We start from the raw sequence: 17428 nt of genomic DNA, 5'->3' as shown, positions 1-17428 counted from the left end.
CGCAGGGGTGGGGGTGAGGGTTAGCGCGGGGTGTGGTTGTGGTTGGTGAGGCCGGTGGTGATGCGGACGGTGGTGCCGGCGGTGCCGGTGACGACCTCCATCGCGTCGGTCAGCTCGCGGGCCAGCCAGAGGCCCCAGCCGCCGGCGGTGTCCGGGGCGGGCCGACTGCGGTCGCCCAGCCGTTGCGGGCTGATCCCGTGCCCGTGATCGGCGACCTCGCAGACCAGCACACCCGACTCGTGCCAGAGCCGCAGCCAGCCGCGCCCGCCGCCGTGCCGCACCGCGTTGGTGATCAATTCGTTGATCGCGAGCACGAAGTCGTCCAGCCGTTGGCCGCTGAGACCCGAGGCATGCGCGCAGGAGGTGACCGAGTGTCGAATCTCGGTCACCTGGGCCTGGTCGAAGGCTTCGGCGATCAGGAGGGCAGGTTCGATGGGCACAACCGTACGCGGTGCGTGCGGGTCTGCGTTCGTCATGGGCCCGTCCCGGCGGCGCATCTCGGAGTATTTCGCGGCTTTTCCACCGTACGTCAGGGTTTCCCGAACCGCACTCGCTGCTCGCCGTGCGCCGGCCCGGTTGTGGCATCCTGACCGCCATGCCGTCGCCGCCGGGTGGGTTCGAGGTGCCGCTGTGGCGTGCCCTCACCGTGTTCAGGCTGGCCTCCCTGGCGTACGTCTGCGCGCTCGCGGTGCGCGACGCCGACCGGTACGCCCACCCGTACGCCGTCGGCGCCCTGATCCTGTTGATGATCCTCTGGACCGGCACGACAGCGATCGGGTACGCCCGACCGGCCTGGCGGCGCTGGCCGCTGCTGCTGGCCGACCTCGGGGTGGTGGTGGCCATCGTGCTGGCCACCCCGTGGGTGGTCGGCCGGACGGCGCTCACCCACGGCGTACCCACCCTGGGGGTGGCCTGGATGGCCGGCCCGGTGCTGGCCTGGGCCGTCTCCGGTGGCCGGCGGCGGGGCACCGTCGCCGCGCTGCTGGTAGCCGGCGCGGACCTGGCCACCCGGGAGCGGATCGGCCAGTCCTCGTTCACCGGGGTGATCCTGATGCTGCTCGCCGGAGTGGTGGTCGGGCACGTGGCCCGGCTCGCGGTGAGCGCCGAGGAGCGGTTGCAGCGCGCGGTGGAGCTGGAGGCCGCCACCCGGGAGCGGGAGCGGCTGGCCCGGGACATCCACGACTCGGTGCTCCAGGTGCTGGCGCTGGTGCAGCGGCGCGGCGCCGACCTGCCCGGGGAGGCCGGCGAGCTGGCCCGGCTGGCCGGCGAGCAGGAGGTTGCCCTGCGGGCGCTGATCGCCGGCGCCGGCCCGGCCGCCGCGAGCCTCCCGGACGGCGGCGAGGCGGTGGACCTGCGGACCCTGCTCGGCCGGTACGCCTCGGCGGCGGTGGCGCTCTCCGCCCCGGCCACGCCGGTGCCACTGCCCCGACGGGTGGCCGGAGAGTTGGCCGCCGCGACCGGCGCGGCCCTGGACAACGTGGGGCGGCACGCCGGTGGGCGGGCCTGGGTGCTGATCGAGGACGAGGGGGCGACGGTGACCGTGTCGATCCGTGACGAAGGACCGGGCATCCCGGACGGTCGGCTGGACGAGGCGGCCGCCCAGGGTCGGCTCGGTGTGACCCAGTCGATCCGGGGCCGGGTGGCCGACGTGGGCGGCACGGTTCGGATCGTGTCCGCCCCCGAGGCGGGCACCGAGATCGAGCTGAGCGTGCCGAGGTCACCGCGGTGAACCCGATCCGGGTGATGGTGGTGGACGACCATCCGATGTGGCGGGAGGGCGTGGCCCGCGACCTGACCGAGGCCGGTTTCCTGGTGGTGGCGACCAGCGGCGAGGGACGACAGGCCATCCGGGTGGCCGCCGCCGCCCGGCCCGACGTCGTCGTCCTCGACCTGCAACTACCCGACATCTCCGGCGTCGAGGTGATCCTGGGGTTGCGCGCGGCACTGCCCGCCGTACGGGTGCTGATGCTCAGTGCCAGCGGCGAACAGCAGAGCGTGCTGGACGCGGTCAAGGCCGGGGCCACCGGTTACCTGGTGAAGTCGACAGCGCCCGCCGAGTTCCTGGAGGCGGTGCACCGCACAGCGGCCGGCGACGCGGTCTTCACCCCGGGCCTGGCCGGGCTGGTGCTCGGCGAGTACCGCCGGCTGGCCGCCGGGCCGGGGCGGGGGACCGGGCCGGCCGGCGCTGCCGAGCCCCCGACGCCCCAGCTCACCGAACGGGAGACGGAGGTGCTGCGGCTGGTGGCGAAGGGGATGTCGTACAAGCAGATCGCCCAGCGGCTCGGCCTGTCGCACCGCACGGTGCAGAACCACGTGCAGAACACCCTGGGCAAGCTGCAACTGCACAACCGGGTCGAGCTGACCCGGTACGCCATCGAACGCGGTCTGGACGACTGAGCGGACGTCAGACCGAGCGCGGCGGCTCCGTCTCGTGGATGGCCAGCTCCTCGGCGGTCGCTCCGCCGCCGGCCGATCCGGCGTCGTACGCCACCGAGTCGGTCTCCTGGTCGGTGTGCGACCCCTCGTCCGGTTCCACCAGCCGGCCCACAGTGGCGTCGGCCACCGTGCCGAGCTGACCGTGGTCGTAGAGGGAGACCGGTGAGTTCGGGTCCGAGGTCGGCCCGGGATCCATCACGTCGGCGTCCAGCTGAGCCTCCGCCGCGGCTTCCAGGTTGTCCGCCTCGAAGGCGATCTTCGGGTCGATGGTGCCGGCCAGCGGGTCGTCCGCCGGGCGCTCGTAGACCTCACGGTCGAGCTTGTAGTCCAACGACTCACCGTCGAGCTGCTCCTCGGCGGTCGTGCCGAACCGGTCCACCGCCACCGGCGTCCGATCGCCGGGCAGTTGGGCCGGGTCCGGGCCGTCCGCCTCGCGCCCGGTGAGGACGTCGTCGTTGGCGGTCGAGTCGTCATCGGCGGTGTCGGGCAGCCCTTGCGCCTCGGTGTCGGACAGGGGGGTCGGGTACTCGTTGTCGCGCATGTCTGATCACTACCCGCTGCCCTGCCGCCATAACCGGGCGGCCTCCGGCGGTACGTCGCCGAACCGGGCGCCGATGGCGAAAGCCCCGTCAGGCAGCCTCGTCGTCGGGGTGCAGCACACACCAGACGACCTTGCCGTCCGGTACGGCGCTGCTGCCCCAGCGACGGGTCACCGTGTCGATCAGCAGCAGGCCCCGGCCGCCGGCACGGTTCGGCGGGGAGATCCCGGCGAAGGTCGGCTGACGCGGGGAGTGGTCGCGAACCGCCAGGTGCAGGGTGGTCTCCTGAGGCGCCAGCCGAACCGTCATCGGGGTCCGGGCGTGCGCCACCACGTTGTTGACCATCTCGGTGATCGCGATGCACGCCGGGTCGGTGAGCGTCGGCATGCCCCAGCGCTCGCAACCGGTGGTGACCAGCTCACGCGCCTGCCGGGCGGCTCCCACCGCCGGCGCCAGGTCGGCGGTGAGCACCGCCGCCAGTGGTGTCGCCGCCACCGCGGCCAGCGCCCCGTCGAGCGTCGGCCAGGCCGGCACCCCGGCGAGCGCGGCGTCCGGACGGGCGGGCCCGTCGACTGCCGGGTCACACAGCAGCAGGTCCGCGGCGGGCCAGTCGGCGACCTCCCGGCGTACGTCGGCGAAGACGCCGCGCCCGGCCGGGTCGACGACCCGCAGGCCGGTCACGTCGGCCACCACTGGGCCGGGCCGGGTCAGCAGACGGGCGAGCAGCGCGCCGCGTACCGCCTCGGCACCAGCGGCATCGAGCACACCGGTCAGCCGGACCACCGCTGACGACTCGTCGATTTCCACGAGACAGCTCGACATGATCGCCCCATTGTGCGCGCCGGTGACGGTGAGCGCATTCGGGCGCTCGACATCGGCCATCATCGGTCCGACCGGGAGCGGCGGTTGATGGCCGCCAGGGTGCCGACAGCGGTGCCGGCGGCGGCCAGACCGAACGCGGCGGTCATCCGCACCAACTGCCGCCGCCGACCGTGCCAGCCACCGTCCTCGCGCGCCAGAGCATCGGCGTGGAACACGTTGCCGCTGCTGTCCACCCGGGCGCCCGGGCCGAACTGGGTGCGGTGGGCGTACCAGCCGAGGGTGCGCTCGACCAGCGCGGGCGCCAGCCGCCACTGCAGGCCGATCAGCCGGGCCGCGCCGCCGGCGTACGCCTCGCGGCGGGGCCGGCGCAGCAGCCGGACGATGGTCTCGGCGACCACCTCCGGCGGGTAGATCGGAGGAGGTGCCATCAGCTCCCGGCCGCTGTGGTTGCCGGTGTGCCGGAAGAACGGGGTGTCGATCGTGGCCGGCAGCACGGTGCAGACGGAGATGTGACCGCGACCGGTGACCCGCAGCTCCTGTCGGACGGTGTCGGCCAGCCCGCGGATGCCGTGCTTGGAGGCGTTGTACGCCGACTGGTACGGCATGGCCACCTCGGCCAGCACCGAGGCGTTGTTGACCAGCACACCACCACCGGCGGCGCCCAGGTAGGGCAGTGCCGCCTTGATGCCGTGCACCGCCCCGAGCAGGTTGACCTCCAGCACCCGGCGGAACTCGGCGACCGGGATCTCGTCGAACAGGCCCACGGCGCTCACCGCGGCGTTGTTCACCCAGGCGTCGATCCGGCCGAACTCGGCCACCGCCTGCTCGGCCAGCCTGCGCACCGACTCCAGGTCGGTGACGTCGGTCGGTACGACCAGCGCCCGGCCGCCCAACTCCCGGCAGCGCTGCGCGACCTGTAGCAGGGCCGGCTCGCTGCGGGCGGCCAGCACGACGGCGGCACCCCGGCGGGCCAGTGCGTACGCGGTCGCCGTGCCGATCCCGCTGGACGCGCCGGTGATCACCACGGTCGAATCGTCGAGACTGCGGGTCAGCGGCATTCCTGAGCGGTACCCCCGGCCGGGCCTGGTCACACCGACGACGGCTTGTCGATCATCGTCGAACCACGCTGTGGCGTGTCGCCTGTGCTTGCCGTGGCGCAAGTGTCGGTGGCACTCGCGCTGACTCTTCCTGATCTGCCAGGTTTCGGCTCAGCGTCGCGGGGTTAATGGGACGCTCTGACCGGGAGGACCACCGCCGAGGAAAGATCGCAGGGAGGTGACCCATGCGCGTCGGCCTCGTCTGCGCGCACGCCAGTTCCTACCGCCACGCCGACGGCCCGCCGGTCGGCACCCGACAGCACACCGCGAGGGTCGCCGCCGAGCTGGCCGAGCGAGGCCATGACGTCCGGCTCTACGTACGCCGGGACGACCCGACGCTGCCGGCGACGATGAACGTCGACGGATACCAGGTGCACCAGGTGCCCGCCGGCCCGCCCACCCCACTACCCACCGTCGAGCTGATCCCGTACGTGACCGAGGTCGGCCGCTGGCTGGCCGACGAGTGGTCGGGTTCCTGGCGGCCCGAGGTGGTGCACGGGCACTACTGGGTCGGTGGCCTGGCCGCCGCGCACGCCGTCCGGGAGACCGACATTCCGGTGGTGCAGACGTTCCACTCGCTCGGCATCGAGCAGCTGCGTCACCTGGGCGGCCACTACGACGGGCCGGGCCAGCGGATCACGCTGGAGCGCGCATTGACCAGGGCGGTCGACATCGCCGTGGCCCAGTCCAACGACGAGGTCGACGAGCTGACCCGGATGGGTCTGCAACGCAGCTCGGTCGCGTTGGTGCCGGCCGGCGTCGACATCGACCTGTTCCATCCCGACGGCGAGGCGGCACCGCGCGAACAGCGGCCCCGCATCCTTTCGGTGGGCTCGCTGGCCGCCGGGCACGGCCAGGAGGACCTGATCCGGGCGATGCGGCTGGTCGGTGACGCCGAGCTGGTGATCGCCGGTGGGCCGCCGGCCGACCAGTTGGCCAACCACGCCGAGGCGCGACGCCTGCGCGAGCTGGCCGAACAGCTCGGCGTCGTCGACCAGGTACGGCTCGTCGGGGCGGTGCCGCACGACCAGATGGCCACCTGGTACCGGTCGGCGGACGTGGTCGCCTGCACGCCGCACTACTCCTCGGCCGGGCGGGTCTCGCTGGAGGCGATGGCCTGCGGGGTGCCGGTGATCGGCTACGCGATGGGCGGCCTGGCGGACGCCGTCGTCGACGAGGTCACCGGCCGCCTGGTGCCCCCCGGTGACGTACGGGCACTCGGAGTGTCGCTGCGCCGGCTGCTTTCCGACAACGCCGGTCGGTTCGCCTACGGGCACGCCGCGGTGGACCGGGTGCGCAGCAGTTACACCTGGGAGCGGACCGCCGGTGCGTTGGAGCGCCTCTACGAACGGGTGGTGAGCCGCCGCAAGCCGGTCGAGGCCTGAGTTGGCGGTACTGCGAGACCTCTGCCGTGGTGCGGTGCCGGACGGTCAGCCCGGCCGGCCGGCACCGACCATGGCGGGGTCCCGACGGCGTGCCACCGAGCGGTGCTGCTGCGGTTCGGCGTACCGGGTCAGGCCGATCACCGCTGCCAGGGTCACCAGGAAGCCGACCGCGGCCAGCCACTCCCGCCCCGGCCAGATCTTGTCGTTGAGCAGCAGCAGGCCGACGATCGCGGCCGGCACCGCGCCGGCGGCGTCCATCGCGGCGACCGCGGCCGTCGTCGAGCCGCGCTGCATGGCCAGACCGAGCAGCAGCTGACCCACGATCGAGTGGGCGATCAGCAGGTAGAACAGCGGGTCGGCGAGGAACGCCTCGGCGGACGGCGCGGATGCCAGTGGCCGGGCAGCGACCGCGGCCGAGCTGAACGCCAGCCCGGCCAGTGAGCCGAGGGCCACCGAACCCGGCGCCCCGTGCAGCCGGACGGCGAAGAAACCGAGCACCGCGATCACGCCCAGCGCCACCAGCAGGGCGATCGAGCCGGCGGTGCCGAGCTGCTTCGACGGGGCCGGCCGGGCGGACAGCACCAGCGCGGTGATCCCCGCGAAGAGCAGCGCCAGCAGCACCACCTCCGCCGCCGGCAGCCGCCACTTCAGCACCAGCACCCCGAGGATGGCGGTCACTCCCAGCCCGGCGGCCACGCTGGCCTGCACGAGGAACAGCGGCAGGTCCCGCCGGGCCAGGAAGGCGAGCACGAAACCGCCGATCTGACAGCCGAGGCCGATCAGGTACGTCCGGTGCCCGGCGAGGCGCAGCAGCAGGCCCGGATCGAAGGTGTGGTGGACCGTGGTGCGCGCCGCCGCCACCGACTGGAGCAGGTTGGCGAAGCCGTACGCGACGATCATCGCCGCGAGAAAGCACCAACCGGAGGAGACCACCTGGCGAGGATAGAGGTTGCCGGGGGTCAGCGCTCGGCTGGTCGATCGAGGCGGGCGAGGATGTCGGCGTGCAGCACACCGTTGGTGGCCACCACGCTGCTGTCGGTGCCCGGAGCGCCGGCGGGGGCCGGTTGTCCGGCCAGATCCGTGACCGTGCCACCCGCCTCCGTGACGATCGGCACCAGCGCCGCCACGTCCCACACCGACAACTCCGGCTCGGCCATCACGTCCAGTGCCCCCTCGGCCAACAGCATGTAGCCGTAGAAGTCGCCGTAGGCCCGGCTGCGCCAGCTGTCCCGCATCAGGTCGAGCACGGCGTCGAGCCGCCCGGTCTCCTCCCACCCGTTCAGGGACGAGTAGCAGAAGCTGGCATCCGCGACCCCACGCACCGCGGACACGCCGATCCGCTCGCCGGCCGCGGGGCCCGGCCCGGCGTACGCGCCAGCACCCGCGCTGGCCCACCAGCGTCGTCCGAGCGCTGGTGCGGACACCACGCCGACCGCCGGCAGGTCGCCGTCGTAGAGCGCGATCAGGGTGGCCCAGATCGGCACGCCACGGACGAAGTTCTTGGTGCCGTCGATCGGATCGATGATCCACCGGCGGCCGTTCGGGTTGGCGGACGACTGCGCGCCGTACTCCTCACCGAGCAGCCCGTCGGCCGGTCGGTGCTCGGCCAGCAGGGCGCGGATCTCCCGCTCCACGGCGGTGTCCGCGTCGGAGACCGGGGTCAGGTCGGGCTTCGCCTCGACGCGCAGGTCGAGCGCGCGGAACCGGGCCGTGGCGATGGCGTCGGCCCGGTCGGCGAGCAGATGGGCGAGGGCGAGGTCGTCGGCGTACCCGGTCATGCCGGCAACCTAGCCCACACCCGTCGGCTCACTCGTCGGGGCCGCGCCGGTCACCCTCGCCGGGGCCCCGCTGGTCGCTGTCGCCGCGGGAGTCACCCTCGCCGGCCCGGGAGGCGAGCAATCGACGGTACGAGGCCAGCCGGCGCGGGTCGGCCTTACCAGCGGCCACCCAGGCGTCCAGCCCACACTCGGCCTCGTCGGCCGTGTGGGGGCAGTTCGGTGGGCAGTCGACGGTGCCCTCGACCAGGTCCGGAAAGCCGTGCAGCAGGCTGTCGGCCGAGACGTGCGCCAACCCGAAGCTGCGGATCCCGGGGGTGTCGATGATCCAGCCCGGGTCGGTGTCGATCCCGGGCACCGGTGGCAGCCGCAGCGCCACCGCGCTGGTCGAGGTGTGCCGGCCCCGGCCGATCGCGCTGACCACGCCGACCGCGCGCAGCGCGTCCGGAACGAGGCGGTTGACCAGGGTCGACTTGCCCACCCCGGAGTGCCCGACCAGCACCGACACCTTGCCGCTCAGCAGCGCGCGGAGCGCGTCGAGGTCGGAGTCGGGGCGGTTGAGCACGTAGGGCAGCTCCAGCTCGGTGTAGTAGCCGAGCACCTCCTCCGGCCCGGCCAGGTCGGCCTTCGTGAGGCAGAGCAGCGGCTCGACGTCCGCGTCGTACGCGGCCACCAGGCAGCGGTCGATGAACCCGGTGCGCGGCGGCGGGTCGGCCAACGCACTGACGATCACCAACTGGTCCGCGTTGGCCACCACGACCCGTTCCAGCCGACCCTCGGCGGTGGTCTCGTCGTCGTCGGCGGTGCGGCGCAGCACCGAGCGGCGTTCGGCGATCCGGACGATGCGGGCGAGAGCGCCCTCCGCGCCGGACGTGTCACCGACCAGGCTGACCCGGTCACCGACCACCACCGACTTGCGGCCCAACTCGCGGGCCCGCATCGCGGTGACGGTGGGCAGCTCGGCACCGACCACGCCGCGTTCGGCCCCGGAGAGCACGCAGGTGTAGCGCCCCCGGTCGACGGCGATGACGAACCCGTCGACCGCGTCGGCGTGCTGCGGGCGGGTGCGCGTACGCGGGCGCGACGACTTTCCGGGCCGGACCCGCACGTCGTCCTCGTCGTACTCCCGCCGTTTGGTCGCCAGGACCTGTCCTCTTCTCGCGTCAGCTCTTGCCGGTCACCATCGCTGACCATAGTGCCGGGAACTCGGGCATGGTCTTGGAGGTACACCCCACGTCGTCCACGTCGATGCCCGGAACGGCCAGCCCGGCCACCGCGGCGGCGTGCGCCATCCGGTGGTCGTGGTAGGTGCGGAAGACCCCGCCGCGCAGCGGTCGGGGCCGGATCTCCAACCCGTCCGGTGTTTCGGTGATGTCCGCGCCGAGGCCGCCGAACTCGCGCGCGAGCGCCGCGAGCCGGTCGGTCTCGTGCCCACGGATGTGCCCGACGCCGGTGAACACCGACGGCGAGTCGGCCAGCAGGGCCAGCGCGGTCAGCACGAGGGTCAGCTCGCCGACGTCGGACAGGTCGGCGGTCAGACCGTGCACCACGCCGGTGCCACGGACGGTCAGCCCGTTGGTGGACAGGCTGACCTCACCGCCCATCCGCTGTAGCAGCGAGCGCAGTTTCTCGACCGGCTGCGCGCTGCTGTGCGGCCAACCCTGAAGGGTCACCTCGCCGCCGGTGACCAGGGCGGCGGCGAAGAACGGCACGGCGCCGGAGAGGTCCGGTTCGATGTCCCAACCGCGCCCGGTGAGCGGGCCGGGCTCGACTGCCCAGACGTCGGGAGTGCTGTCGTCGACCGCCGCGCCGGCGGCCCGCAGCATCTGCACCGTCATCCGAAGGTGCGGCGCGGAGGGCACCGGCGGGCCGACGTGGCGGACCACGACGCCCCGGTCGAAGCGCGGGGCGGCCAGCAACAACCCGGAGACGAGCTGGCTGGAGGCGGACGCGTCGATCACGACCTCGCCGCCGGTGATCCGGCCGGTGCCGAGCACTGTCAACGGCAGGCTGCCGGTGCCGGTGACGTCGATCCGGACGCCCAGCGAGCGCAGCGCGCCGACCAGCGGGCCGAGTGGCCGGGTGCGCACGTACGGGTCACCGTCGAAGGTGACCCGCCCGTCGGCCAGGCCCGCCACCGGTGGCACGAACCGCATCACGGTGCCGGCCAGCCCGACGTCGACGTGGGCGGGGCCGGCCAGCGGGTGCGGTCGGACCAGCCAGCGCTCGTCGTCGCTGATCGAGACGTGCGCGCCCATTGCCCGCAGGCCGGCGGCCATCAACTCGGTGTCACGGGCGCGCAGTGGTCGGGCCAGCGTCGACGGGCCGGCGGCCAGCGCGCTGAGCACCAGGGCCCGGGCGGTCATCGATTTGGAACCGGGCAGGCGCAGCGTCGCCGCCACCGGGTCGGATGCGGTCGGTGCGGTCCACGGCTGCGGCGGCCGGGTCGCGGTCAGGTTGCCCACGGTTACATTCTGCCGTGTCGGTGGGCGGGCGGCGGCGCCCGGCGTTCGTACTCCCGGTTGGCGGGACAGCCGACGGGGCCTCCGACGCGTTAGCGTGTGCCCCATGTGCGGCAGGTACGCGACGACCCGGAGCTCCGGCGAGCTGAGCGCGCTGTTCGAGTCGTCCGACGACTCCGACGGCCTGGTCCGGGCGGACCACAACGTCGCACCGACCGACCCGGTGCCGCTGGTCCGGGTCAGCCCGGAGGGGCACCGCAGCCTCTGTGTCGGCCGCTGGGGTCTGCTGCCGCACTGGTCCCGGTCCGCCTCGGGGGCCGCCCGGATGATCAACGCGCGGGCGGAGACGGTGGCCACCAGCCGGGCGTACGCCGGCTCCTTCTCCCGTCGCCGTTGCCTGGTCCCGGCCGACGGCTGGTACGAGTGGGTCCGGTTGCCCGACGGTGGGCGACAGGCGTACTTCATGACCCCCCGGGACGGCTCGGTGCTCGCGCTGGCCGGCATCTGGTCGGTCTGGGAGTCCGACGCCGAGACCCGGCTCACCTTCAGCGTGCTGACCACCGCGGCGCTCGGCGACCTGGCCGAGGTGCACGACCGGATGCCGGTGCTGCTGCCCCCTGAGCGGTGGTCGTCGTGGCTCGCACCGACCGACGAGCCGGAGCGGCTGCTCACTCCGGCGTCGACGGAGCAGTTGGCGGGGTTGGAGATCCGCCCGGTGGGTGCGGCGGTGGGAGACGTTCGTAACGACGGGCCACAGCTGACCGCGCGGGTGGCGGTGGCGCCGACGGTGTCACCGCAGGAGCTGACCCTGTTCTGACGCCGCCGTGCATCGTCGGTCGCCGATTTGCCAGGGTTCCGCGTGATTCGTCTCCTGACTGTTCAGTCATGTTCCCGGCAGACCCTTGTCCCGGTGTTGTGAAGTGCGATAGAACACAGCGCCGGTAGTGGCTGTCGGTCCGCACGGGGCGGACGACGTCCACAGCTTTTGCCGGTCCCACGGGGGAGGTGGGTGGATGACACGGGCACGTATGCCGCGCCCGCACGAGGTGGCAGCGGCGCGGCGAGATCCGCGACTGCTGCGGGCCGTGCGAGAACGGCGACAGGACGACGCTTGGCGCACCAGAGGAACCTGCCAGAGCGTCGATCCGGAGACATTCTTTCCGGCACCGAACGAGCCGGCGGACGCCGCCGTCGCGCTGTGTCGCAGTTGTGACGTGCAGGGGTCCTGCCTGGCCTGGGCCCTCGACGTCGGTGACTGCCACGGCGTGTGGGGCGGCACCACGCCGCGGGAACGCCGGGCGATGCTGGTCGCCTGGCGCGGCGAGGTCGAACCCGATCCGGACGCCATCGACGACGCAGGCCCGCCGGTGCGCGATCGCCTGCTCGCCCTGGTCCCGCTGAGCTGATCGGCGGCCCGGTTCGCACCCGACGTCCGTCCGGCGGCGCAGAATAGGTCGGTGCCAGCCAGCAACGAGATCGACACCCCGCGCGGTCCGGCGTGGATCGACACCGACCTGCCGGTCCGCCCGGCCACCGCCCTGCTCGTCCTCGGGCACGGCGCGGGCGGCAGCGTCGACGCGCCCGACCTGCTCGCGGTCCGGGACGCGTCGGTGGCGGCTGGCCTGGCGGTGGTCCGGGTGACGCAGCCCTACCGGGTCGCCGGTCGACGTGCGCCGGCACCGGCAGGTCACCTCGACGAGGCCTGGACGGCGGTGCTCGCCGAGCTGCGTGACCGGCACGCCGACGTGCCGACGGTGGTGGTCGGTGGGCGTTCCAGCGGCGCACGGGTGGCCTGTCGGACGGCCCGAGCGGTGGGCGCGGTGGGCGTGGTCGCGTTGGCCTTTCCACTGCACCCGCCCGGCCGGCCGGAACGCTCGCGCGCCGCTGAACTGGGCACCGGCCTGCCGACGTTGGTCGTGAACGGCGACCGGGATCCGTTCGGGACGCCGGAGCCGGGACCGGCCGTGCAGGTGGTGAGTCGTCCCGGTGAGACGCACGACCTGCGCCGGGATCCGGCCGGCACCGCCGCCGCCGTGCGCGACTGGTTGGCCGCCCAGGGCTGGGCGGCCAACTGACCCGTCGCGGCGGCGCGCCGGGGCGACCGTTTCCGGCGCGGGCACGGGTCGTTGCATCCGATGGTGCCGCCGGCCCGAGCAGGGCCGGTGACACCAGTCCTCCCAGGCCCTTCCTGGTCCCAGCGCCGGCCGCCGTCGGGGCCGGGACCAGGAACGGGGAGGGCCGGCCGGAATGCCCCAGTGGTCATCTCGCGTTACTACCCCCGGACGACTTTTCTGTGAGGGGGTGACCGGTGCCAACCGAGACACGAAGCCTGGAACGGGACGAGCGGGACGCCCGGCAGCTGAAGCGGCTGCTGGATGCCCCGGAGTGGCCCGCGACGGCGGGACCGGGCGGGGTGGGTGCGGTGAGCACGGGCACACCGGCCGGAAGTGAATCTGCGGGCAGGTCCGTGCGCGTATCCTCGGCGGGAAAGCATCCGACGCGAGGGGATGTGCGGTTGACCACCGAGAAGACGGACGAGCGCAGGGCCCGATTCGAGCGGGACGCGATGCCATTCGTCGATCAGCTCTACGCTGCTGGGCTGCGGATGACACGCAACCCGGCGGATGCCGAGGACCTGGTCCAGGAGACGTACCTGAAGGCGTACGCGGCCTTCCACCAGTTTGAGCAGGGCACGAACCTCAAGGCCTGGCTCTACCGGATTCTGACCAACACCTACATCAACTCCTACCGCAAGCGGCAGCGCCAGCCGATCCAGGCGCCCACCGAGGAGATCACCGACTGGCAGCTCGCCGAGGCCGAGTCGCACACCTCAAGCGGTTTGCGCTCGGCCGAGACGGAGGCACTGGACCGGCTGCCGGACAGTGACGTCAAGGAGGCCCTCCAGCAGTTGCCGGAGGAGTTCCGCCTGGCCGTCTACCTCACCGATGTCGAGGGCTTCTCCTACAAGGAGGTCGCGGACATCATGGGCACGCCGATCGGCACCGTGATGTCGCGTCTGCACCGGGGCCGTCGTAATCTGCGCAAGCTGCTCGAGCGTTACGCGGGGGAGCGGGGCTTCAGTGCGGCCCGCTCCGCGAAGGGCTCGACCGCCGCTGCCGGCCGGGAGGTGTGACGTGAGCTGTGGGGAGCCGCACGAGACGGACTGCCGCGAAGTGCTCGCGGAGGTGTATCTCTACCTGGATCTGGAGTGCGCCGACGAACGCCGCTCGCTGATCCGGCACCACCTGGACGAGTGCGGGCCCTGCCTGCGCGAGTACGGGCTGGAGCAGGAGGTGCGGGCGTTGGTGGCGCGTTGCTGTGGCAACGAGACCGCGCCGGATCAGCTGCGTGAGCGGCTGCGGGTCAAGCTCACCGAGCTGGTGGTCTTCGAGACCAGCGACTCCCGTGAGCTGGCCGACTGATCGTCTGAGCTGGCCGACCGAGCGTCGGCACGAGCTGGCAAGACCGGTGGCCCGGGTCGATGTCGACCCGGGCCACCGGTGTACCCGGCCTCGGCCGGGTCGAGCTGAGCGGCGACGGGCAACCGGCCCGTCGACCCGTTCAGGAGTTGGGACGCTTGCCGTGGTTCGCGGCGTTCTTCTTACGAGCCTTCTTCTTCCGGGACTTCTTCGCCATGCTGACCTCCTCGTGATGGGTCGGATCCGTCCTGCGCACGACCTCGGCGCGGATGCGGCCACCGGCGGTCCGGCGTCGGGTCCGACCCGCTGATGGTAGTGCGGTCGACACCCGCCGCCTTCCCCAGGGCGGGCCTGTCATCCCGGCTGTGCCGCTGCCCGCCCATCGCCGGTCGACGCATGATTGGATACATCGGCAGGCACGTCGCGAAGAGGGAGGGCCTGGACATGGCCGAGGAGATCCGCGCCGAGATGGTGGCCAACGTCTGGAAGGTCGTCGCCACTGCGGGTGACACGGTGACCGAGGGTGACACCCTGGTGATCCTCGAGTCGATGAAGATGGAGATCCCGGTCGTCGCCGAGTCCGATGGTGTGCTCCAGCAGCTCGTCGTCAACGAGGGCGACGTCGTGCAGGACGGTGACCTGATCGCCGTGATCGCTTGACCGGGTTGCGGGTCCGTCCGGCCGAGTCGGCCGACTTCCCGGCGGTGGCCCGGCTGACCGTGGCCGCGTACGAGGCGGACGGCCAGCTCAAGGGCGAGCACGGGTACGGCGAGGTGCTGGCCGACGTGTCGACTCGAGCCGCCAGTGGCGAGGTGCTGGTCGCTGTCGACGAGGTGACCGGGGCGGTGCTCGGGTCGGTCACGTTCGTGCTGCCGGGCACCCCGTTCGCCGAGTTGGCCGGGCCGGGCGAGGCGGAGTTCCGGATGCTCGCTGTCGACCCGGGCGCTCAGGGGCGGGGTGTGGGTGCCGCGCTTGTCGAGGCGTGTGTCGACCGTGCGACCGGGTTGGGTTGCACGGCGATGGTGATCTGCGTACGGGCCGGGATGGCCGATCCGGCGCACCGGCTCTACTCGCGGCGCGGCTTCGTCCGTTCCCCGGAGAAGGACTGGTCACCGCTGCCGGGTGTGGACCTGCTCGGCCTTCGGATGGAGCTGACGCGCGGCTGAGCCGGCGACCGACGAACCCGGACGGGCACGATCACGCCCGGTCAGGCGTTGGGCTGCGTGCCGATGGCGGCCAGCAGTTCGTCGGCCACCTCCAGGGCGAGCTTGCGGCGTTCGTCGTCGCTGATGTGCGGCGCGCGGACCGCGAACCAGCTGGTGTGCACCGCAAAGATTGACAGCGCGGCGCGCAGTTGGGCGGCCGGCGAGTTGTCGCCCCGGCAGAGCGCGTCGGCCAGCTCCAACATCCGACCGCGCATCTTCTGCCCGGAGGAGAGGCTCTTGAGCGCGGTCTGGTTCTGCTCGAAGAAGCGCATCACCGACGGCTGAGTGCCGTCGAACATCGTGTCGGCGTACCGGGAGATCAGCTCGCGCCTGGTGGCCAGGGTGGCGGGCTGGGTGGCGGCCCAGGCGATCAGTGCGTCCATCCCCTCCAGCCGGTCCTCGACGAAGCTGGCGACGATGTCGTCCTTGCTCTTGAAGTGGTAGTAGAGCGCGGCCTTGGTGACGTTGAGGCGCTCGGCGATTTCCCGGAGCGAGGTCTTCTCGTACCCCTGCTCGGTGAAGAGTTCGAGCGCGACGGCCTTGATCCGTTCCCGCGTTCCGCCGCCTGTGCTCTCGCTCACGCACGCCCTCCAAATGGCTTGACCGTTACTCGTACCCAACTTACCGTGCGGCTAGTAAGGTGACTAGCCGGGCGGCAAGTAAGTACGGCAATCTTCGGGGGGAGCTTACCCATGACTCAGGCAACCCAGGCCGGCACGCGACCCAACAACATCCGGGTCGTGCTGTTCGGGCTGATGATCGCGATGATGCTCGCGATGCTCGACAATATGATCGTCAGCACCGCGTTACCGCGGATCGTCGGCGAGTTCGGCGGGCTCAACCACTTCACCTGGGTGGTTACCGCGTACGTCCTGGGCACCACCGTCTCCACCCCGATCTGGGGCAAGCTCGGTGACCTCTACGGCCGCAAGTCGGTCTTCCTCACCTCGGTCGTCGTCTTCCTGGTCGGCTCCGCCCTCTGTGGCATGGCCGGCTCCGGGATGCTCGGCGGTCCGGAGGACGGCATGGTCCAGCTCATCGCCTTCCGGGCCGTGCAGGGCCTCGGCGCCGGCGGCCTCATGGTCGGCGTGATGGCGATCATCGGTGACCTGGTCCCGCCCCGCGAGCGCGGGCGCTACCAGGGCATGATCGCCGGCATCATGGCCATCGCCATGGTCGCCGGCCCGCTGGCCGGTGGATTCATCACCGACCACCTCTCCTGGCGCTGGGCGTTCTACGTGAACCTGCCGCTGGGCGGAATCGCGCTGCTCGTGCTGATCACCACCATGCACCTGCCGAAGTACCGCACCGAGCACCGGATCGACTGGCTCGGGGCCGGGCTGCTCTCGGTCGGCATCACCGCGATCGTGCTCATCACCACCTGGGGCGGCAACGAGTACGACTGGACGTCGCCGCAGATCCTCGGCCTGGCCGTGCTGGCCGTCGTCGCGTTGGTGGCGTTCGGCCTGGTGGAACGCCGGGTCCAGGAGCCGATCCTGCCGCTGGCGCTCTTCGCCAACCGCAACTTCGCGCTGATCTCGGTGATCGGCTTCCTGCTCGGCTTCGCGATGTTCGGCGCGATGAACTTCCTGCCGCTCTACCAGCAGACCGTGCAGGGGGCGTCGGCCACCAACAGCGGTCTGCTGCTACTGCCGCTGATGTTCGGCATGCTGGTCGTCTCGCTGGTCATCGGCCGGGCGATCACCCGCAACGGCAGGTACCGGGCGTACCCGATCATCGGTGGTGTGGTGATGACCGCGGGCATGGCGCTGCTGTCCATGCTCGACACCGACACCAGCAAGCTGATGTCCTCGCTCTACATGATCGTGCTCGGCGTCGGCATGGGCTTCCTCATGCAGACGTCGATGCTGATCGCGCAGAACAGCGTGGAGCAGAAGGACCTCGGCGCGGCCAGTGGCGCGGCCACCTTCTTCCGGTCGATCGGCGGTTCGTTCGGCATCTCGCTGTTCGGCGCGATCTTCGCCAACCGGCTGGCCAGCTCCGAGGGCGGTCGGGCCTTCGGTGGCGGCGAGGCCGGCGCCGGGATGGACCTGGAGAAGCTCAAGGAGCTGCCCGCCCAGGCGCGCGAGGCGGTGCTCGGTGGTCTCTCCGACGCCATCTCGCACGTCTTCCTCTGGGCGGTGCTGTTCACCATCGTGATCCCGGTGCTCGCCTGGTTCATCAAGGAGATCCCGCTGCGCACCGCGAACGAGGCGCCGCCGCAGGCCACCCCGGAGGAGGACGCCGAGGTCGCCCTCGGCAAGGCGCCGGTCGCCTGACCCAACCGC

The 17428-nt window shown here is 72.2% G+C and carries 21 protein-coding genes; 11 read left to right on the top strand and 10 right to left on the bottom strand.

The window, feature by feature from the left end:
- Window positions 1-20: 20 nt before the first annotated feature.
- The gene (locus GA0070561_RS25585) at window positions 21-476 is read right to left on the bottom strand and encodes an ATP-binding protein (protein WP_091406505.1); all 456 of its coding nucleotides are present in this window, start codon (window positions 474-476) and stop codon (window positions 21-23) included.
- 119 nt (window positions 477-595) lie between these two features.
- On the opposite strand from GA0070561_RS25585, the gene macS reads away from it, so the two are divergent.
- Both macS and GA0070561_RS25575 read left to right on the top strand, forming a co-directional pair.
- The gene (macS, locus tag GA0070561_RS25580; RefSeq protein ID WP_091406117.1) at window positions 596-1729 is read left to right on the top strand and encodes a MacS family sensor histidine kinase; all 1134 of its coding nucleotides are present in this window, start codon (window positions 596-598) and stop codon (window positions 1727-1729) included.
- A gap of 14 nt (window positions 1730-1743) precedes the next feature.
- A complete protein-coding gene (locus GA0070561_RS25575) occupies window positions 1744-2397 on the top strand; it encodes a response regulator (protein WP_091406503.1) in 654 nt (217 codons plus the stop codon).
- 7 nt (window positions 2398-2404) lie between these two features.
- Here the strand turns inward: GA0070561_RS25575 and GA0070561_RS25570 are convergent, their stop codons facing one another.
- The 3 genes from GA0070561_RS25570 to GA0070561_RS25560 all read right to left on the bottom strand — a co-directional run bounded on the left by GA0070561_RS25570 (window position 2405) and on the right by GA0070561_RS25560 (window position 4855).
- Window positions 2405-2977: a DUF5709 domain-containing protein gene (locus tag GA0070561_RS25570; protein ID WP_091406114.1), complete on the bottom strand. Its 573-nt coding sequence runs from the start codon at window positions 2975-2977 to the stop codon at window positions 2405-2407.
- Between the two features lie 88 nt (window positions 2978-3065).
- The gene (locus GA0070561_RS25565) at window positions 3066-3860 is read right to left on the bottom strand and encodes an ATP-binding protein (protein WP_341844881.1); all 795 of its coding nucleotides are present in this window, start codon (window positions 3858-3860) and stop codon (window positions 3066-3068) included.
- Window positions 3857-4855, bottom strand: coding sequence for an SDR family oxidoreductase (locus tag GA0070561_RS25560; protein ID WP_091406110.1), 999 nt, complete (start codon window positions 4853-4855; stop codon window positions 3857-3859). Before GA0070561_RS25560 ends, GA0070561_RS25565 begins: the two co-directional genes overlap by 4 nt.
- Before the next feature lie 224 nt (window positions 4856-5079).
- Here GA0070561_RS25560 and GA0070561_RS25555 point away from each other — a divergent pair, with 224 nt between their 5' ends.
- Window positions 5080-6279, top strand: coding sequence for a glycosyltransferase (locus GA0070561_RS25555; RefSeq protein WP_091406108.1), 1200 nt, complete (start codon window positions 5080-5082; stop codon window positions 6277-6279).
- Between the two features lie 45 nt (window positions 6280-6324).
- Here GA0070561_RS25555 and GA0070561_RS25550 read toward each other — a convergent pair whose 3' ends face one another.
- Genes GA0070561_RS25550 through aroA form a run of 4 tightly spaced genes read right to left on the bottom strand, consistent with a single transcriptional unit; the run spans window position 6325 to window position 10519 of the window.
- Window positions 6325-7179, bottom strand: coding sequence for a hypothetical protein (locus GA0070561_RS25550; protein WP_225855223.1), 855 nt, complete (start codon window positions 7177-7179; stop codon window positions 6325-6327).
- Between the two features lie 59 nt (window positions 7180-7238).
- The gene (gene hisN, locus GA0070561_RS25545; protein ID WP_091406104.1) at window positions 7239-8057 is read right to left on the bottom strand and encodes a histidinol-phosphatase; all 819 of its coding nucleotides are present in this window, start codon (window positions 8055-8057) and stop codon (window positions 7239-7241) included.
- Between the two features lie 28 nt (window positions 8058-8085).
- Window positions 8086-9162 (bottom strand): ribosome small subunit-dependent GTPase A, encoded by a 1077-nt coding sequence (gene rsgA, locus GA0070561_RS25540; RefSeq protein WP_091406102.1) that lies wholly within the window; start codon window positions 9160-9162, stop codon window positions 8086-8088.
- A gap of 55 nt (window positions 9163-9217) precedes the next feature.
- On the bottom strand, window positions 9218-10519 hold the full coding sequence (gene aroA, locus GA0070561_RS25535; protein WP_091406100.1) for a 3-phosphoshikimate 1-carboxyvinyltransferase: 1302 nt from the start codon (window positions 10517-10519) through the stop codon (window positions 9218-9220).
- A gap of 103 nt (window positions 10520-10622) precedes the next feature.
- Between aroA and GA0070561_RS25530 the strand changes: the two genes are divergently transcribed.
- The 5 genes from GA0070561_RS25530 to rsrA all read left to right on the top strand — a co-directional run bounded on the left by GA0070561_RS25530 (window position 10623) and on the right by rsrA (window position 13938).
- A complete protein-coding gene (locus tag GA0070561_RS25530) occupies window positions 10623-11333 on the top strand; it encodes an SOS response-associated peptidase (protein WP_091406099.1) in 711 nt (236 codons plus the stop codon).
- 196 nt (window positions 11334-11529) lie between these two features.
- A complete protein-coding gene (locus GA0070561_RS25525) occupies window positions 11530-11922 on the top strand; it encodes a WhiB family transcriptional regulator (RefSeq protein ID WP_091406097.1) in 393 nt (130 codons plus the stop codon).
- A gap of 51 nt (window positions 11923-11973) precedes the next feature.
- On the top strand, window positions 11974-12591 hold the full coding sequence (locus tag GA0070561_RS25520; protein WP_091406095.1) for an alpha/beta hydrolase family protein: 618 nt from the start codon (window positions 11974-11976) through the stop codon (window positions 12589-12591).
- 233 nt (window positions 12592-12824) lie between these two features.
- The gene (locus GA0070561_RS25515; protein WP_091406092.1) at window positions 12825-13649 is read left to right on the top strand and encodes a sigma-70 family RNA polymerase sigma factor; all 825 of its coding nucleotides are present in this window, start codon (window positions 12825-12827) and stop codon (window positions 13647-13649) included.
- 1 nt (window position 13650) lies between these two features.
- The gene (gene rsrA / locus GA0070561_RS25510; protein WP_030490399.1) at window positions 13651-13938 is read left to right on the top strand and encodes a mycothiol system anti-sigma-R factor; all 288 of its coding nucleotides are present in this window, start codon (window positions 13651-13653) and stop codon (window positions 13936-13938) included.
- 139 nt (window positions 13939-14077) lie between these two features.
- Here the strand turns inward: rsrA and GA0070561_RS34780 are convergent, their stop codons facing one another.
- Window positions 14078-14152, bottom strand: a complete 75-nt coding sequence (locus GA0070561_RS34780; RefSeq protein WP_372433306.1) for a 50S ribosomal protein bL37 — start codon at window positions 14150-14152, stop codon at window positions 14078-14080.
- A gap of 221 nt (window positions 14153-14373) precedes the next feature.
- Between GA0070561_RS34780 and GA0070561_RS25505 the strand changes: the two genes are divergently transcribed.
- Both GA0070561_RS25505 and GA0070561_RS25500 read left to right on the top strand, forming a co-directional pair.
- Window positions 14374-14595: a biotin/lipoyl-binding carrier protein gene (locus GA0070561_RS25505; protein WP_181518367.1), complete on the top strand. Its 222-nt coding sequence runs from the start codon at window positions 14374-14376 to the stop codon at window positions 14593-14595.
- Entirely contained in the window at window positions 14592-15101 is a 510-nt protein-coding gene (locus GA0070561_RS25500; RefSeq protein WP_091406088.1) for a GNAT family N-acetyltransferase, read from the top strand. Before GA0070561_RS25505 ends, GA0070561_RS25500 begins: the two co-directional genes overlap by 4 nt.
- Window positions 15102-15142: 41 nt before the next feature.
- Here GA0070561_RS25500 and GA0070561_RS25495 read toward each other — a convergent pair whose 3' ends face one another.
- Complete coding sequence (locus GA0070561_RS25495; protein WP_091406086.1) at window positions 15143-15721, bottom strand: TetR/AcrR family transcriptional regulator; 579 nt, start codon at window positions 15719-15721, stop codon at window positions 15143-15145.
- 111 nt (window positions 15722-15832) lie between these two features.
- Between GA0070561_RS25495 and GA0070561_RS25490 the strand changes: the two genes are divergently transcribed.
- A complete protein-coding gene (locus GA0070561_RS25490; protein WP_091406083.1) occupies window positions 15833-17419 on the top strand; it encodes an MDR family MFS transporter in 1587 nt (528 codons plus the stop codon).
- Window positions 17420-17428: the final 9 nt, after the last annotated feature.

It is taken from the genome of Micromonospora saelicesensis (assembly GCF_900091575.1).
GTDB lineage: Bacteria > Actinomycetota > Actinomycetes > Mycobacteriales > Micromonosporaceae > Micromonospora > Micromonospora saelicesensis.
Note: the sequence above shows the minus strand (reverse complement) of the source record. Positions and strands in the feature narration are given on the sequence as shown.

Excerpts from the sequence above, each read along its gene's own strand:
- GA0070561_RS25530 (WP_091406099.1), top strand. The coding sequence starts at position 10,623 with ATGTGCGGCAGGTACGCGACGACCCGGAGCTCCGGCGAGCTGAGCGCG.
- GA0070561_RS25585 (WP_091406505.1), bottom strand. The coding sequence starts at position 476 with ATGACGAACGCAGACCCGCACGCACCGCGTACGGTTGTGCCCATCGAA.
- GA0070561_RS25575 (WP_091406503.1), top strand. The coding sequence starts at position 1,744 with ATGGTGGTGGACGACCATCCGATGTGGCGGGAGGGCGTGGCCCGCGAC.
- GA0070561_RS25555 (WP_091406108.1), top strand. The coding sequence starts at position 5,080 with ATGCGCGTCGGCCTCGTCTGCGCGCACGCCAGTTCCTACCGCCACGCC.
- GA0070561_RS25565 (WP_341844881.1), bottom strand. The coding sequence starts at position 3,860 with ATGATGGCCGATGTCGAGCGCCCGAATGCGCTCACCGTCACCGGCGCG.
- GA0070561_RS25550 (WP_225855223.1), bottom strand. The coding sequence starts at position 7,179 with ATGATCGTCGCGTACGGCTTCGCCAACCTGCTCCAGTCGGTGGCGGCG.
- GA0070561_RS25525 (WP_091406097.1), top strand. The coding sequence starts at position 11,530 with ATGACACGGGCACGTATGCCGCGCCCGCACGAGGTGGCAGCGGCGCGG.
- GA0070561_RS25490 (WP_091406083.1), top strand. The coding sequence starts at position 15,833 with ATGACTCAGGCAACCCAGGCCGGCACGCGACCCAACAACATCCGGGTC.
- GA0070561_RS25560 (WP_091406110.1), bottom strand. The coding sequence starts at position 4,855 with ATGCCGCTGACCCGCAGTCTCGACGATTCGACCGTGGTGATCACCGGC.
- macS (WP_091406117.1), top strand. The coding sequence starts at position 596 with ATGCCGTCGCCGCCGGGTGGGTTCGAGGTGCCGCTGTGGCGTGCCCTC.
- GA0070561_RS25570 (WP_091406114.1), bottom strand. The coding sequence starts at position 2,977 with ATGCGCGACAACGAGTACCCGACCCCCCTGTCCGACACCGAGGCGCAA.
- hisN (WP_091406104.1), bottom strand. The coding sequence starts at position 8,057 with ATGACCGGGTACGCCGACGACCTCGCCCTCGCCCATCTGCTCGCCGAC.